Raw genomic sequence first — 15,178 nt, 5'->3', positions numbered from 1 at the left:
CCGCCGGCATCGTCACCCCGGCCCGCCCCGCACGCAGGGGCCGCCGGGCCCGGCCGCGCACCGGCGCACCTCCTCGGGCGTCGAACCTGCAGAGGCACCGGCAAGCAGAACGTTGTCGCGTTCGACGCCCTGCGGGGGCACCCCGCCGCACACCCGACCCCGCCGGGGCGGGGGTGGCAGCGGGGGCCGGCCCGCAGGCGCGCGGGGTCACCCCGCCGTACACCCGGCCCCGGCGGCGCTAGTCGGTGCGGACCAGGGCTGCCACCGGCCGGCCGGCCAGGAGGCCGGACAGGTCGGCCTCGCCCGAGCAGGGACCGTGCGGAGCCCCGTCCGTCAGCGGCACCCACCGCCCCGGCGGCAGCGGCAGGACCGTCCCGCGCCAGCCCCCCGCCCCGGCCAGGCGCAGCGAGAGGCGGGTGGCGACCGCCACCAGTCCGGCCGGCCGGGCGAAGGCCAGGCAGTGCTCCGCCGCGGGGCCCCGGGCCGCCAGCGGGGCGTAGCCCGTGAAGAGGTCCGGGCGGTCCCGGCGCAGCCGGAGCAGGGTGGACGTGAGGGCCAGTTTCTCCTCGGCGGGTCCGACGGCCGGGGCGCCCGCCCGCAGCCGGGCCAGCGCCTCCCGGGGGAACACGGCCGGACGGCGGTTGTCGGGGTCGACCAGCGCCCGGTACTCGGTCTCCGAACCCTGGTAGACCTCCGGCACCCCCGGCATCGTGAGGTGCAGCAACGTCATCCCGAGCAGGTTGGCCCGGGCCGCCTCCGCCAGCTCCGGCGGCAGGTCCGCGCCGGCCGGGGCGTAACCGGCGACGCCCGCCTCGTAGGCCTCGTCCCGCTCGGTCCAGCTGGTGTGCAGTGCGGCCTCGCGGACCGCCTTGAGCAGGGCGCCCGCCAGCCGGGGCGCGGCGTCGGGAACCGGCCCGAGACCCAGCGCGGTCTGCCGCGCCACCCACGACAGCTGGGCGTCGGGGCCGCCGCCGGGCGGGTCCGCCGCGGCCGGCGCCTGGGACAGCACCGAGATCCGGGCACGTACGTCCGCGCTGCGCTTCGTGTCGTGCGTGGACAGCACCGTCCCCGAGCGCGGCCAGTCCCGCTCCAGCTCCGCGCAGTACGCGTGGAACTCCGCCACCGGCACCGCCGGCCGCCCCGGATCGCCGCCGACCTCGGTCGCCGACAGCAGCGGCGCGTACCGGTAGAAGGCCCGGTCCTCCAGGGATTTGGCGCGCAGGGCCGCCGAGGTCTGGGCGAAGCGGGCCGCGAAGGCCGGGTCCCGCGCCAGCAGCTCCCGTACGCCGTCCACCGCGCCCGCACCCGCCACCGCGGCGGCCCGCTCCAGCGCGGCCGGGGCCGGCTCCGGATCCCCAGGGTACGGCCGGTACACGGGGTAGGCGATGAGCAGCTCCCGCACCGCGTCCGCCAGCTCGGGCCCGGCCCAGCGCTCCAGCGCCGCGAGCTCGGCGGCCAGGTCGCCGGTCAGCACCTCCCGCGCGCAGGCCGCCGCCGTCCGCTCCCAGTCGGGCCCGCCGGTCAACTCCTCGTACCGGTGGGCCAGTTCCGTGGCGCCCGCGGGGTCCGTGAACACCCCGTCCACCCGGTGCAGCGCGTCGTAGCCGGTGGTCCCGGCCACCGGCCAGCCGGAGGGCAGCCGCTCGTCGCGGGCCAGGATCTTCTCGACGACCACCCAGCAGCCCCCGCCCACCGCGGCTCGGAGTCTGCGCAGGTAGCCCTCCGGGTCCGCGAGCCCGTCCACGTGGTCGATCCGCAGGCCCTCCACGACCCCGTCCCGGACGAGTTCGAGCACCTTCGCGTGGGTCGCCGTGAACACCTCCGGGTCCTCCACGCGGACCCCGATCAGATCCGAAATGGTGAAGAAGCGACGGTAGTTGAGTGAGGTACGGGCCTCCCGCCACCAGGCCGGCCGGTACCACTGCGCGGCCAGCAGCTCGGCCCGGGCGAGCCCGGCGGTCCCCTCCCGCAGCGGGAACTCGTGCTCCCCGCAGCGCAGGACCTCCCCGTCGGCCTCCAGCGCGCAGGACTCCGCAGGTCCCGCGAGCACCGGCAGCAGCAGCTGCCCGCCGCCCGCCTCCCAGTCGATGTCGAACCAGCGCGCGTACGGGGAGTGCGGGCCCTCCCGCAGCACCTCCCACAGGGGCCGGTTCAGCCGCAGCGGTGTCGGCACCGCCATGTGGTTCGGGACGATGTCGAGCACCAGCCCCAGCCCGTGCGCCCGGGCGGCCGCGCCCAGCGAGCGCAGCCCGGCCTCGCCCCCCAGCTCGGCCCGCACCCGGGAGTGGTCGGTGACGTCGTACCCGTGCGCGGAGCCCGGCACGGCCTCCAGGACGGGGGAGAGGTGCAGGTGCGACACGCCGAGCGAAGCGAGGTGGGGCACGGCCTCCTCGGCCGCGGCGAAGGGGAACTCGGGCCGCAGCTGGAGCCGATAGGTCGAGGTCGGTGTGGTGGCGGCGACGGCGTTCGGGACACCGGAATCCGATGGAATGACTGACGGCGGCTGGCTCATGAGAACGTACGTACCCAGTCAGCCGGATTCCGTGCCATGGCCCAATGCATACGGGTGACCGCGCCCGCTTAGCGTGGCTCGGGTGGTTTCAGCCGTCGACACCTATCGAAGAGTCATCGCCCTGACCGGGCCCCTCCTGCCGTTCTTCTCCTTCTTCGCCCGGCTGCCCGTCGCCATGACCCAGTTCGGGAGCGTCCTGCTGGTCGCGGAGACCAGCGGATCCCTCGCCGCCGCGGGCATCGTCGGCGGCGTCCTGTCGGCCGGGCAGGTGCTCTTCGGGCCCGTCCTGGGCCGGCTCGCCGACCGCCACGGGCAGCGGTCCGTCGTGCTCGCCGCGGCCGCCGTCAACGCCGTGGCGACCACCGGGCTCGTGGCCGGCGCCCTCGGCGGGCTCGGCACCGTCCCGCTCGCCGCGATCGGCGCCGTCACCGGTGCCTCCGTACCGCTGATCGGGCCGCTCGCCCGGACCCGTTCCGTCGCCCTCGCGCACCGTGCGCGGGCCGACGAGGGCGTCATCGGGGCCGTCCACTCCATCGAAGGGACGATGGACGAGGTCTCGTTCGTCATCGGCCCCGCCCTGGTCGGACTGGCCGCCCTCGTCGCCCACCCCGCCGTCGCCCTCGGCGGCGCGGCCGCGCTGGTCGCCGTCTTCGGCACCGCCTTCGCACTGCACCCGACCGCCGCCGCCGTGGCCGGCGGCCCCGCGCCCGGACGCGCGAAGGGGGTGCGCCGGGCCCGGCCCGCCGGGGTGGTGCACTCCGTGCGCGCCTCGCTCTTCCTGCAGGGTGCCATGTTCGGCGGCCTGCAGGCCGGGATCGCCTCACTCACCGAGGAGTTGGGGGTGTCCGGCCAGGCCGGCCTCGTGTACGCCGCCAACGGCGTGGTCAGCGCCGCGGTGGGCCTCTCCCTGGGCGCGCTGCCGGCCCGGTTCGGGCTGCGCCTGCGCTGGCGGGCGGCCACCGCCGGAGCCCTGCTGCTCTCCGCGCCGCTGCTGGTCACCGGCAGCCTGTGGGGGCTGTACCTGATCGTGACCCTCCTCGGCGCGGCCGTGGCACCGCACCTGATCACCGCGTTCGCGCTCACCGAGCGGCACGTGGAGCCGGCCCGGCTCGCCGAGTCGATGGCCTTCGCGACCAGCTCGCTGGTGGCGGGTCAGGCGGTCGCCCTGGCCCTGTCGGGCCGGCTGGCCGAGTGGTACGGACCCGCCGGGGCCTTCGCGGTGTCCGTGGGGGCGAGCGCGTCCGCCCTGGTGATCGCCTTGTGCACCAGGGTGCCCGCCGGCCGCGTCACCGAGTCGGTGCCCGGGCCGCGGGGAGCCGGCGCCAACCCGTCCGCCGGCCCCGCCGGAGGCCCCGCCCCCGACGCCGCCGACCCCGCCCCGGGCTACGCCGGCCGCTGAAGCACCACCAGGCTCCGCCCGATCAGCGTCACCCGGTCCCCGGCCGCGAACTGCGGCCCGGTACCGGGCGGCGGCACCTGCGCCCGGGCGGTGTCCACCACCAGGCGCCACTGGTCGCCGTGTCCGGCGGGCAGGGTGAACTCCTGCGGCTCGGCGCCGCAGTTGAACATCAGCAGGAAGGAGTCGTCGGTGATCCGCTCGCCGCGCGTGCCCGGCTCGGAGATGGCCTCACCGTTGAGGAACACGGTCAGCGCGCGGGTGCTCTGCGCCTGCCAGTCGCGGGCCCGCATCACCTCGCCGTGCGCGGTGAACCAGGCGATGTCCGACAGCTCGTCGTGCGTTCCCTCCACCGGCCGCCCGTGGAAGAACCGGCGCCGCCGGAACACCGGGTGGTCGCGCCGCAGCCACACCATCTGCCGGGTGAACTCCAGCAGTGCGGGCGCCGGCTTGCCCGGCACCGGCCAGTCCACCCAGGACAGTTCGTTGTCCTGGCAGTACGCGTTGTTGTTGCCGCCCTGGGTGCGGGCGAACTCGTCGCCGTGGCTGAGCATCGGCACGCCCTGAGACAGCATCAGCGTGGCGATGAAGTTGCGCATCTGCCGCTCGCGCAGCTCCAGCACCTCGGGGTCGTCGGTGGGGCCCTCCACCCCGCAGTTCCAGGACCGGTTGTGGGTCTCGCCGTCCCGGTTCCCCTCCCGGTTGGCCTCGTTGTGCTTCTCGTTGTACGAGACCAGGTCGTGCAGGGTGAACCCGTCGTGGCAGGTGGCGAAGTTGATCGAGGCCAGCGGCCGCCGCCCGTCGTCCTGGTAGAGGTCCGAGGAGCCGGTGAGCCGCCCCGCGAACTCGGCCAGCGTGCGCGGCTGCCCGCGCCACAGGTCCCGCACGGTGTCCCGGTACTTGCCGTTCCACTCGGTCCACAGCGGCGGGAAGTTGCCCACCTGGTAGCCGCCCTCGCCCAGGTCCCACGGCTCGGCGATCAGCTTCACCTGGCTGACCACCGGATCCTGCTGGACCAGGTCGAAGAACGAGGACAGCCGGTCCACCTCGTGGAACTGCCGGGCCAGCGTGGCCGCCAGGTCGAAGCGGAAGCCGTCCACGTGCATCTCGGTGACCCAGTAGCGCAACGAGTCCATGATCAGCTGGAGCACGTGCGGGGAGCGCATCAGCAGCGAGTTCCCGGTGCCCGTGGTGTCCATGTAGTGCCGCGGGTCCTCCGTCAGCCGGTAGTACGAGGCGTTGTCCAGCCCGCGGAAGGACAGCGTCGGGCCCAGGTGGTTCCCCTCGGCGGTGTGGTTGTAGACCACGTCCAGGATCACCTCGATCCCGGCCTCGTGCAGGGCCCGCACCGCCGACTTGAACTCCAGCACCTGCTGCCCGCGGTCACCCGAGGCGTAGCCGTTGTGCGGGGCGAAGAAGCCGATCGTGTTGTAGCCCCAGTAGTTGCTCAGCCCGTCGTCGACCAGCCGGTGGTCGTTGACGAACTGGTGCACCGGCATCAGCTCCAGCGCCGTCACACCGAGCTTGGCCAGGTGCCCGATGACCGCCGGGTGCGCGAGCGCCCCGTAGGTGCCGCGCAGCTCCTCCGGCAGGTCCGGGTGGCGCATGGTCAGGCCCTTGACGTGGGCCTCGTACAGGACGGTGTGGTGGTACTCGTGGCGGGGCGGCCGGTCGTTGGCCCAGTCGAAGTACGGGTTCACCACGACCGAGCTCATGGTGTGCGGGGCGGAGTCCAGGTCGTTGCGCGAGTCGGGGCGGCCGAAGTGGTAGCCGTAGACCTCCTCGCCCCAGTCGACGCTGCCGCTGATCGCACGCGCGTACGGGTCGAGGAGCAGCTTCGCCGCGTTGCAGCGCAGACCCCGCTCGGGCTCGTACGGGCCGTGCACGCGGAACCCGTACCGCTGGCCCGGCATCACGCCGGGCAGGTACGCGTGCCGGACGAAGGCGTCCGTCTCGCGCAGCTCGACGGCGGTCTCCGACCCGTCGTCGTGCAGGAGGCACAGCTCGATGCGCCGGGCGGCCTCGGAATAGACCGCGAAATTGGTGCCGGCGCCGTCGTAGGTGGCGCCGAGCGGATACGCCTGTCCAGGCCAGACTTGCATGGATAACGACTCTTCCCGTCCATCTGCGGCTGATCCGGCGTGGACCACGTCACTGGCAGATCTTCCCCGAAAGAGGGGCTCCACACGGGGACTTGGACGGGGTCCTACCGGGTGACCCGCAGACCTGATATGCGGGTCAGCGGACTGTCAGTGCATCGGATAATGGGTCAACGGACAACCGGTGTAAGGCTCATCGGGCTGCAGTGGGCCGCGCGCGCGGAGTACCCTTCCGTGATCACTGGAGACGGGCGTCCAGACGCAGAAGGCGGTGCACGGGTGAGCTCGGGAGGTCTGGAGCTGCCCCCTGGTGACAGCGGTCACGAGGGTGGCCCGGCGGACGCCGTGGGCGCGGCCCCCGGCGGGACGGCGGCCGCGGCGGTGTCCCTGGCCCCGCAGGCGGCCGGGAGCCTGCGGGCCGGCGCCGAGCTGGACTGGGGCACGGAGGCCTGGAGCGAGGTCCGCACGCGGGCGCAGCGCGCGGGCCGTGCGTACATCTGGCTGAACCTGATCGAACAGCGGCTGCGGTCGGTGGTCGGTGCGGTACTGCGGCCGATCTACGAACCGGTGCACGGCGAGGACGACTGGGTGGTGGCGGCCGCGGGGCCCGCCGGGCAGGAGTGGGTGCAGCGGGCGGTGGCCGTGCGCGAGGTCAGCCGGCGCAAGGGCTACCTGCTCGACCCGGCCGACGACAACGTGCTGAGCTTCCTGACCCTGCCGCAGCTGCGGGAGCTGATGGTCCAGCACTGGCCGTGCTTCGAGCCGTACTTCGACGACCGCCGCGAGATCGAGCTGGCCCTGGACGAGCTGGAGGTCACCCGCAACGTGGTCTCCCGCAACCGGGCGCTGTCGCGGGCCGTGCTGGAGCAGGCGGAACGGGCCTCGGCGCGGCTCCTCGACGTACTGGGCGGCGGCGCCGGCTCGCCGGGGGCCGACCGGCTCCCGATCGACGCGGTCGAGGACCTGGTGGGCGACCGGTACGCGGACGTGGTCTCCGTCCATCCCGACCGGGTGCGCCTGCAGCGCCAGCTCCCCGCGGAGGACCTGTTCGGGGGCGCGCGGCGGCTCGACGCCATCGGCATAGGCCTCAACCTCCTGGTGCAGAACTTCTCCGGCCGAAGACTCGTCCGGCTCACCGAGGCCGGCTGCCGGGTGCGGCTGCTGTTCCTGAACCCGGCGAGCAGCGCGGTGAAGCGGCGCGAGCGGGAGCTGGGGCTGCGCAAGGGCGAGCTGAGTCGCTCGGTGGAGATGAACATCCTGCACGTCCGGCGGGTCCGGGCGGGCCTGGGTGACCCCTCGCGCTTCGAGATCCACGTCTTCGACGAGACCCCCCGCTTCACCGCGTACCTGGTGGAGGGCCAGTCCTCGGGCATCGCGGTCGTCCAGTCGTACCTGCGCCGCGCCCGCGGCATGGAGGCCCCGGTCCTGGTGCTGCGCGGCGGCGGCCGGGGCGTTCCGAAGGACGCGGACCACGGGCTGTTCACGACGTACCGGGAGGAGTTCGAAGCGGTGTGGGAGGACTCCCGGCCGGTGTCCTGACCCCGTCGGGATCCCTGCCCCGGACCCGGGAGACGGCTTGTCAGTGGGGCGTGGCAGGCTGAAAGCCGTTGAAGGAAGGCGTACGGGGGAGAGGCATGACATGGGGGGATCGGGGATGAGCTGGGTCAGCGGGCCGATGGTGGCCTTCGACCTGGAGACCACGGGGACCGACATCGAGAAGGACCGGATCGTCACGGCCGCGGTGGTGACGATGGAGCCGGACGGGCGGGTGTCGCGGGAGCGGACGTGGCTGCTCGATCCGGGGGTGCCCATTCCGGAGCAGGCCTCGGCGATCCACGGGATCTCCACGGAGCACGCCCGGGCGAACGGATCCCCGGCCGCGTCCGCGGTCGAGGAGATAACGGGGACCCTCGCGCGGGAACTGGCCGCGGGCACCCCGCTCGTCGTGATGAACGCGCGGTACGACCTGACCCTGCTGGACCGCGAGTGCCGCCGCCACGGGCTCGTGCCGCTGGGGCGGCGGCTGGCGGGCCGGCCCGCGCCGGTGATCGACCCGCTCGTCCTGGACAAGCACGCCGACCGCTACCGCAAGGGCCGCCGGACCCTCCAGGCCCTCTGCGAGCACTACGGGGTCACGCTCGACGCCGCGCACGACGCGGTCGCGGACGCGTTGGCGGCGGCCCGGGCGGCCCGGCGGATGGGGGCGCGGCACGCCGCCATAGGGTCGGTGGGGCTGGCGGACCTGCACGACCTCCAGGTCCGTGCGGCGGCGGAGCAGGCGGCGTCCCTGCAGAGCTACCTGCGGCGCACCTCGGATCCCGAGGCGGTCGTGGAGCGGGCCTGGCCCGTGGTCCCGTACCGGGTCTGAGCGGCCGACAGCCGGCGGCCGGCCGCCGGCGGCCGGTCAGCGCAGGAGCCACCGCTTGGTCAGGTCCATGACCTCCGCACGGCTGTGGGCGCCGTGGTCGGCGGCGACGACGTAGCTGCCGAGCCGCACCGAGAAGGTCAGCATGCAGCGGACCTCGACGTCGTCCTCGTCCGGGCAGAACTCGCGGAACAGCGAACGCAGGTAGTCCATGCGCCGGTTGTCGACGCGGCGCAGCCGCTCGGCGACGTCTTCGTCGCGCCGGGCCCAGTCGCGGATCGCCAGGTCGAGCGGCACACCCGTCGCCGCTCCGTCGCCGATCTCCGCGACGAGGGTGAACAGCCGCTCCAGCCGGGCCCTGGCGTCCCCGCCGCCGCTCTCGACCTGCTCGATCACCGCCTCGGTGACCGCGCGCTCCCACGTGTCGAGCATCTCGCCGAGGAGGGCGCCGCGGCCCTGGAAGTAGCCGTAGAACCCGCCCTTGCTCACGCCGAGCGCCTGCGCCAGCGCCTCGACCCGGACGGCCTCGGGCCCGCCGGCGGCGAGCGCCCGCAGGCCCTCCTCGATCCACTTGCCGCGTGGTGTGCGGGTCACGCCCACGGTGTGTCTCCCCTCACGTCCATCCCTCTATACGCCACCGTATAGACGAGTGCTAGCCTTCTTCTATACGGCATCGTATAGACAGGAGCTTGCTCGTGAGACTCCCGAAAACCGCGCACACCTCCCGCCCCTGGCGGATCCACGAGATCGCGGGCGACTTCGACGTCGAGGACGTCTGGGCACTGCCCACACCGGGCGGAGCGGACGACCTGGCCCTGCTCGTGGACCAGTTCGCGAACGGCGAGGGCGACCCGGTGCCCTCCCCCCTGGGCCGCGCGCTCTTCGCGCTCCGCTGGAAGCTCGGCGCCCTGCTGGGCTGGGACAAGCCCTCCGACGGCCTCGGCGCCCGGGTTCCCACACTGCGCGACCGGCTCCCGGCGGACCTCCGCGAGGGCCCCCGGGGCCCGGACACCAAGTCGGTCCCGTTCACCTCCGTCTACCTCACCCACGACGAGTGGGCGGCGGAGATGGCCAACCGGACCGTGCACGGGGTGATGCACATCGGCTGGGTCCCGGACGGATCCGGCGGCTACCGCGGCCAGATGGCCGTCCTGGTCAAGCCCAACGGACGCCTCGGCTCCCTGTACATGCTGGGCATCAAACCCTTCCGCTACCTCGGCGTGTACCCGGCACTGATCCGCGGCATCGGCCGCGAATGGCAGCGCCGCACCGCGACGAGGAGCGCGGGGGCGTCCTGAGAACCGCCCCGGAGGGCTCATGCTCCCGTCAGCCGGTGCCCGCGAGGGCCGTCGCGACCAGGAGTGCCAGCAGTGCGGCGGCCCGGCGGCCGTGGCGCCTCCCGTTCAGCAGCACCTGGGCCGCCGCGCCGGCGAAGAGCGGCATGAGCAGGGCCCGGGCCGTGTCCCGGTCCAGGGACACCCGCTGGTCCGTGAGCAGCACCCCGGCCGCGAAGCCGAGCAGCGTGGCGAGGACCACCGGCAGCTCGAACGAGGGCTCCGCCCGGCGGATCCGCCGGGCGTCGCGGGAGCGGACCGCACGGAAGTGCCGTACGACGCACGCCCCCACGGCCAGCGCGGTGACGGCCGTGGCGAGGAACGCCGCGCCTTCCCAGAGGCTGGGCGGGGGAGTGCGGTCCATGGTGCTGCCGGCTTCTCGAGTGACTGGGGGCGCGACGGGCCGCTGCCGCGACCCCGTACCGGAACCTTCGGGTCCGGCACGTGATGGTCACACGCCGCCCGCGGTGCGTTGACAGCGGGGTGCCGGAGCGGGGGCGCGGCCTTCACGTCCGGGGCGCCCGGCAGGGCGGATCGACGTGAACCGGACGCGGGGAGCCACCGGTATGAACTCCCGCGGGGGGCCTCGGCGGGCGCCGCTCAGAAGGAGTGCCAGCGGGTTTCCCGGTCGCCGGCCCGCAGGGAGGCCACCCGGCGGCGGAATTCGGCCCGGGCCTTCGGGTTGGCGGGGGCGTGCTGGGAGACCCAGGCGCAGCTGGCCGTCTCGCGGGCGCCGCGCAGGACCGCGCAGCCCTCCCAGTCGCGGACGTCCCAGCCGTACCCCGCCGTGAAGGCCTCGTACGCGTCGGCGGGCAGGCCGTACCGGTCGCGCTGGAGGGCCATCACCACCAGGTCGTGCTCGCGCAGATCGGCCGACACGGTCTCCAGGTCGACCAGGACCGGGCCTTCCGGGCCGACATGGACGTTGCGCGGCAGGGCGTCGCCGTGGATCGGCCCCCGGGGCAGGTGCGGGGTCAGGGCCGCGACCTCGCCGGCGTAGGCGTCGCGCCGCGCCCGCAGGTACGCCGCGTCCGCCGGGTCGACGGCCTCCCCGGCCAGCCGCAGCCAGCGTTCGACCCCGCCGAGCAGGTCCCGCGTGGGCAGTTCGAACGGCGCCGCGGGCAGGGCGTGGAGCCGTCGCAGCAGCGCCGCCAGGTCCTCGGGGCCGGCCGGCCGGACCGCGTCCGGGAGCCGGTGCCACAGCGTCAGCGGGTGTCCGTCCACCAGCCTGGGCTTCGGCTCGGCCGCGCGCACCGCCGGGACCCCGCACTCCGCGAACCACCCCGCCACCGCCAGCTCCCGCTCGGCGCGCTCCAGCAGCGCCGCCTCCCGCCCCACCTTCACCACCAGGCCGCCGACGGCGAAGACGGCGTTCTCCCCGAAGGAGAGCAGCGCGGCGCCGCCGTCCAGGCCCGCGGTGGCCAGTACGTCCCTGGCCCGCGCCTCGTCCATGTGGTCCTCCGCATCCGGCTCGTCGGCAGTGCGCCAAGTCTCCCATCCGGATCACGGTAGCCTCGTATTAGGCGTTGCACGAGACGTATCGTCTCGCTACCGTGAAGGCATGACCTCAGCAGCCGAGCCCGCACACATCGCCATGTTCTCGATCGCCGCCGACGGCCACGTGAACCCCAGCATCGAAGTGATCCGGGAACTCGTCGCCCGGGGCCACCGCGTCAGTTACGCCATTCCCGCCGCCTTCGCCGACAGGGTCGCGGAGACCGGCGCCACACCCGTGGTCTATACCTCCACCCTCCCCACCGGCGACGAACCCGAGGCCTGGGGCACCGAACTCATCGACCACCTCGAACTCTTCCTGGACGACGCCGTCCAGGCCCTCCCGCAGCTCGCCGAGGCCTTCGCGGGCGACGAGCCGGACCTGGTCATCCACGACGTCACCTCCTACCCGGCACCCGTCCTGGCGCACCGCTGGGGAGTCCCCGCCGTGTCCCTCTCCCCGAACCTGGTCGCCTGGGAGGGGTACGAGGAGGAAGTGGCCGAGCCGATGTTCGCCGGACTGAAGGCGTCCGAGCGCGGAAAGGCGTACTACGCCAAGTTCGCCGCGTGGCTGACCGAGAACGGCCTCGGAGACCAGGTCGACCGCTTCCAGGGCCGCCCGCGCCGCAGCCTCGTCCTCATTCCCCGGGCACTCCAGCCCCACGCGGACCGGGTGGACGCGTCCGTGCACACCTTCGTCGGAGCCTGCCAGGGGGACCGTTCGGCCGTGCAGGGCAGATGGCACAGGCCTGCCACCGCCGAGGGCCGCAAGGTGCTCCTGGTCTCGCTGGGCTCCGCCTTCACCAGGCAGCCCGCCTTCTACCGCGCGTGCGTGGAGGCCTTCGGAGACCTGCCCGACTGGCACGTCGTGCTGCAGATCGGCCAGTTCACCGACGAAGCCGAACTGGGCCCGGTTCCGGCCAACGTCGAGGTGCACCGCTGGGTCCCCCAGCTGGACATCCTGCGCCAGGCCGACGCCTTCATCACCCACGCGGGCGCCGGCGGCAGTCAGGAGGGCCTCGCCACCGCCACCCCGATGGTCGCCCGCAGGCCGTGGACCAGTTCGGCAACGCCGACATGCTGGCCTCCCTCGGCGTGGCCCGGCACGTCCCCATGGAACGGGCGGACGCGGTGACGCTCCGGGAGGCGGTGCTCGGACTCCTCGCCGACCCCGGGGTCGCCGCCCGCGCCGAAGCCGTCCGCGCCTCGATGGCCGCCGAGGGAGGCACCACCCGGGCCGCCGACCTCATCGAAGCCGAGCTGTCACAGGCCTCGTTGTCGTAGCCGCGGCCTACCCTGCCCCCATGGCGAAGAAATACGCGGCGCTGCTGCGCGGAATCAATGTCGGCGGGAAGAAGAAGGTCCCGATGGCCGAGCTGCGCTCCGTACTGGAAGGGCTCGGGCACGAGGACGTCCAGACGTACCTCCAGAGCGGCAACGCCGTCTTCAGCAGCACGCGGGGGGAACCGGCCGCGCTCGCCCGGGAGCTGGAGAGGGCCATCGAGGACCGCTTCGGCTTCCCCGTGGCCTGCCTGGTCGTCGACGGTGACTACCTGCGCGCCGTCGCCGAGGCCTGCCCCTTCCCCGCCGCCGAGCTGGAGGGCAGGCAGCTCCACGCCACGTTCCTCTCCGAGGACCCCGGCGCGGACCGCTTCGCCGCGATCGACGCGTCCGCCTACCTCCCGGAGGAGTACCGCCTCGGCGACCGCGTCATCTACCTCTACGCCCCGAACGGCCTGGGCCGCTCCGAACTGGGCGTGGCCCTGCACCGGCCCTCGCTCCTCAAGGGCCTGGACGCCACCACCCGCAACTGGAACACCGTCGTCAAACTCGTCGAACTGACCGGCGCGTAGCCCCGGAGCCCACGCGGACGTGCACCGACGGACATGGGCTTCGATGCGCACGCCGGCGGACCAGTACGGTGACGAGAACGCCCGCCCGGTGGTCCGGTTCGGCCGAGCCCGCCCGCCCCGGCGACCCCGTCGACGCCAAGGAACGAACGACAGTGATCACCACAGAGCGCCTCCGGCTGCGCCCGCTCACCGAAGCCGACACCGACTGGTGGGTGGATCTCCACGCGGACGAAGAGGTCAACCGGTTCGTCGGCGGCTACACCCGGGACCAGGCCGCGGTACGACTGCGCGCGATACAGCAGCAGTGGGCCGAGCGCGGTCACGGACTGTGCGCCGTCGAACTGCGCGGCACCGGCGAGCTGATCGGGCGTTCCGGCCTGAACTGGTGGGAGCAGTTCGACGAGACCGAGATCGGCTGGACCTTCGCCCGCGCGCACTGGGGCCACGGCTACGCCACCGAAGCGGCCCGGGCGGTGCTCGCCTGGGGCTTCGGCGAGCTGGGGCTGGAGCAGATCACCGCGATGATCCACCCGGCGAACACCGCCTCGGCCGCCGTCGCCCGGCGCCTCGGGTTCACGCGACTGCGCGAGGACACCGTCCTCGACCGCCCCTGCACCGTCTACGGCCTGACGGCCGGCCGGGCCGACGGCGGCGGGATGTCTCGGCCGGGTCGCTGACGGCGCGGCGGGTCAGGCCCCCAGTGGTCGAAGCCGTTCTCCGCCACCTGGCGGATCACGAGGGGGCCCAGTCGTAGATCCCCTCCCCTGCGCACTCTGCCCGCCTGATGCGGCGTTCCTCCAGCCATATCCAGGCCAGGGTGTCAATGGCTGAGGCCTCCGTCCGCGGATGGGTGCACGGACAGCGGACCGATGACCTCGCGGCGGCTCGCCGCGCTCTGCAGCCACGTCTCTTTGACCCAGCCGCTGATGGTTTGCGTGTGGCCGGCCGGGCGGGGCGGAAGGCAGCAGAACCCACCACGCAAGAGGAGCTTGCGCACACCCTGCACCGTGTAGGTGACGTTGAACCGCCGAGAGATCAAGATCTTGATGCGTGCCAGGGTCCAGTGCTGCTCCGGCCAGCCGTGGGCTATGGGTCCCTTGGCCAGTTCCGCGTCCAGAGCCAGGATTTCGGACTCCGTGAGTCGCGGTTGGGATGACGGGCCCTTCGACTGCACGCCCTGCTGCCCCTCCTCGATCCAGGCCCGTCGCCAGCGCTGTACCGACCGAACGCCGACGCTCAGTTCCTTGGCGATGACCGAACTCGGGGCCCCTTGCGCAAATCGGCGGACGGCGATCATCCGAATGTCCTGCCGGAGCCAGCGCCGGTCGTCTGTTAGGCCGCCCCCCTGCGCATATCTCATGGCGAGGGCCTATCGCGGCGACGTTGCTCGTCAGAAGGTGCGACATCGCGAGTTCAAGATCGTTCGGATGCGAACTCGCTGTGCAGGGAGGCCCTTCTGCGGTGGCGAGGCTCTCAACTCCGGCCTAGCGTCGGATTTGTCCGTAATAGGTCCGGGGAGGCAGTCCGCCCCGATCGAGCGACATACTGCTTGTCGCGCTCACTCCCAGGAGGTCCATCTTCATGAGCGTCTACACGCCTCCGGCCGCAGCGGCCCAGACCGCAGCACCGGCACAGCAGCCGAACGCCCCCCAGTCCCAGCCCTGGTCCCCGCAGCAGCAGAACGTCCTGGCGTCGCTGCCCTATCTCGCCACGCTGCTCAGCGCCGCTCCCACGGGCGCGCAGGCGCCGGGACAGCAGAGCCAGCCGCAGATGCAGCCGCAGATCCAGCCGCAGGGGTTCAGTCTGCCGTTCAACATCAACGACGTTGTCAGCGCCGTCAACACCGTGGCCGGCGTCGCCAACCAGCTGGGGCAGATCGCCCACCAGGTCGGCCTGGCCAGCGCCTCGCCTGCCGGACAGCCCGCCCAGCCGCAGATGCAGCCTCAGTCGCTCTTCGGGATCCCGGACCTGAGTGACGTCATCAAGTTCGGGATCCAGACCGCCGCCAGGCTCGCGAGCGCGTCCCCCACCGGACAGCCCGCCCAGCCGCAGATGCAGCCTCAGTCGCTCTTCGGGATCCCGGACCTGAGTGACGCCATCAAGTTCGGGATCCAGACCGCCGCCA

General features: G+C 73.4%; 12 protein-coding genes and 2 pseudogenes. 8 read left to right on the top strand and 6 right to left on the bottom strand.

Translation table 11 applies throughout. The features are described from left to right. Positions 1-238: 238 nt before the first annotated feature. Positions 239-2,512, bottom strand: coding sequence for a malto-oligosyltrehalose synthase (gene treY / locus ACZ6Y1_RS12370; protein ID WP_469626708.1), 2,274 nt, complete (start codon positions 2,510-2,512; stop codon positions 239-241). A gap of 82 nt (positions 2,513-2,594) precedes the next feature. Here treY and ACZ6Y1_RS12365 point away from each other — a divergent pair, with 82 nt between their 5' ends. After that, the gene (locus tag ACZ6Y1_RS12365; RefSeq protein ID WP_469626705.1) at positions 2,595-3,911 is read left to right on the top strand and encodes an MFS transporter; all 1,317 of its coding nucleotides are present in this window, start codon (positions 2,595-2,597) and stop codon (positions 3,909-3,911) included. Here the strand turns inward: ACZ6Y1_RS12365 and glgX are convergent. After that, positions 3,896-6,010, bottom strand: coding sequence for a glycogen debranching protein GlgX (gene glgX, locus ACZ6Y1_RS12360; RefSeq protein ID WP_469626702.1), 2,115 nt, complete (start codon positions 6,008-6,010; stop codon positions 3,896-3,898). The two genes, ACZ6Y1_RS12365 and glgX, sit on opposite strands and share 16 nt — an antisense overlap. A gap of 276 nt (positions 6,011-6,286) precedes the next feature. Here glgX and ACZ6Y1_RS12355 point away from each other — a divergent pair, with 276 nt between their 5' ends. Next, complete coding sequence (locus ACZ6Y1_RS12355) at positions 6,287-7,546, top strand: SAV2148 family HEPN domain-containing protein (protein WP_469626699.1); 1,260 nt, start codon at positions 6,287-6,289, stop codon at positions 7,544-7,546. 115 nt (positions 7,547-7,661) lie between these two features. After that, positions 7,662-8,375: an exonuclease domain-containing protein gene (locus tag ACZ6Y1_RS12350; protein WP_469626697.1), complete on the top strand. Its 714-nt coding sequence runs from the start codon at positions 7,662-7,664 to the stop codon at positions 8,373-8,375. Positions 8,376-8,411: 36 nt separating this feature from the next. Here ACZ6Y1_RS12350 and ACZ6Y1_RS12345 read toward each other — a convergent pair whose 3' ends face one another. Further along, the gene (locus ACZ6Y1_RS12345; protein WP_469626693.1) at positions 8,412-8,972 is read right to left on the bottom strand and encodes a TetR/AcrR family transcriptional regulator; all 561 of its coding nucleotides are present in this window, start codon (positions 8,970-8,972) and stop codon (positions 8,412-8,414) included. A gap of 95 nt (positions 8,973-9,067) precedes the next feature. Between ACZ6Y1_RS12345 and ACZ6Y1_RS12340 the strand changes: the two genes are divergently transcribed. Further along, on the top strand, positions 9,068-9,670 hold the full coding sequence (locus ACZ6Y1_RS12340) for a DUF2867 domain-containing protein (RefSeq protein WP_469626690.1): 603 nt from the start codon (positions 9,068-9,070) through the stop codon (positions 9,668-9,670). A gap of 28 nt (positions 9,671-9,698) precedes the next feature. On the opposite strand, the gene ACZ6Y1_RS12335 is transcribed toward ACZ6Y1_RS12340, so the two are convergent. Together ACZ6Y1_RS12335 and ACZ6Y1_RS12330 are read right to left on the bottom strand one after the other, a co-directional pair. Then, the gene (locus tag ACZ6Y1_RS12335) at positions 9,699-10,070 is read right to left on the bottom strand and encodes a hypothetical protein (RefSeq protein WP_469626686.1); all 372 of its coding nucleotides are present in this window, start codon (positions 10,068-10,070) and stop codon (positions 9,699-9,701) included. 236 nt (positions 10,071-10,306) lie between these two features. Further along, positions 10,307-11,158, bottom strand: coding sequence for a phosphotransferase enzyme family protein (locus tag ACZ6Y1_RS12330; RefSeq protein WP_469626683.1), 852 nt, complete (start codon positions 11,156-11,158; stop codon positions 10,307-10,309). Positions 11,159-11,267: 109 nt separating this feature from the next. Here ACZ6Y1_RS12330 and mgt point away from each other — a divergent pair. The 3 genes and pseudogenes from mgt (at position 11,268) to ACZ6Y1_RS12315 (ending at position 13,730) form a co-directional block, all read left to right on the top strand. Then, positions 11,268-12,484: pseudogene (gene mgt / locus ACZ6Y1_RS12325) on the top strand (macrolide-inactivating glycosyltransferase). A 20-nt stretch (positions 12,485-12,504) separates the two neighbouring features. Further along, the gene (locus ACZ6Y1_RS12320; protein WP_469626680.1) at positions 12,505-13,053 is read left to right on the top strand and encodes a DUF1697 domain-containing protein; all 549 of its coding nucleotides are present in this window, start codon (positions 12,505-12,507) and stop codon (positions 13,051-13,053) included. 152 nt (positions 13,054-13,205) lie between these two features. Then, a complete protein-coding gene (locus ACZ6Y1_RS12315) occupies positions 13,206-13,730 on the top strand; it encodes a GNAT family N-acetyltransferase (protein WP_469626677.1) in 525 nt (174 codons plus the stop codon). Between the two features lie 143 nt (positions 13,731-13,873). On the opposite strand, the gene ACZ6Y1_RS12310 is transcribed toward ACZ6Y1_RS12315, so the two are convergent. Further along, the gene (locus ACZ6Y1_RS12310; protein ID WP_469626674.1) at positions 13,874-14,413 is read right to left on the bottom strand and encodes a winged helix-turn-helix domain-containing protein; all 540 of its coding nucleotides are present in this window, start codon (positions 14,411-14,413) and stop codon (positions 13,874-13,876) included. 221 nt (positions 14,414-14,634) lie between these two features. On the opposite strand from ACZ6Y1_RS12310, the pseudogene ACZ6Y1_RS12305 reads away from it, so the two are divergent. After that, a pseudogene (locus ACZ6Y1_RS12305) lies at positions 14,635-15,178 on the top strand (hypothetical protein); the annotation flags it as partial.

This window comes from Streptomyces sp. NPDC053432 (assembly GCF_055585365.1).
Note: the sequence above shows the minus strand (reverse complement) of the source record. Positions and strands in the feature narration are given on the sequence as shown.

Bases quoted from the DNA above. Each gene is read 5' to 3' on its own strand.
- treY (WP_469626708.1), bottom strand. From the start codon at position 2,512: ATGAGCCAGCCGCCGTCAGTCATTCCATCGGATTCCGGTGTCCCGAAC.
- glgX (WP_469626702.1), bottom strand. From the start codon at position 6,010: ATGCAAGTCTGGCCTGGACAGGCGTATCCGCTCGGCGCCACCTACGAC.
- ACZ6Y1_RS12350 (WP_469626697.1), top strand. From the start codon at position 7,662: ATGAGCTGGGTCAGCGGGCCGATGGTGGCCTTCGACCTGGAGACCACG.
- ACZ6Y1_RS12335 (WP_469626686.1), bottom strand. From the start codon at position 10,070: ATGGACCGCACTCCCCCGCCCAGCCTCTGGGAAGGCGCGGCGTTCCTC.
- ACZ6Y1_RS12330 (WP_469626683.1), bottom strand. From the start codon at position 11,158: ATGGACGAGGCGCGGGCCAGGGACGTACTGGCCACCGCGGGCCTGGAC.
- ACZ6Y1_RS12320 (WP_469626680.1), top strand. From the start codon at position 12,505: ATGGCGAAGAAATACGCGGCGCTGCTGCGCGGAATCAATGTCGGCGGG.
- ACZ6Y1_RS12310 (WP_469626674.1), bottom strand. From the start codon at position 14,413: ATGAGATATGCGCAGGGGGGCGGCCTAACAGACGACCGGCGCTGGCTC.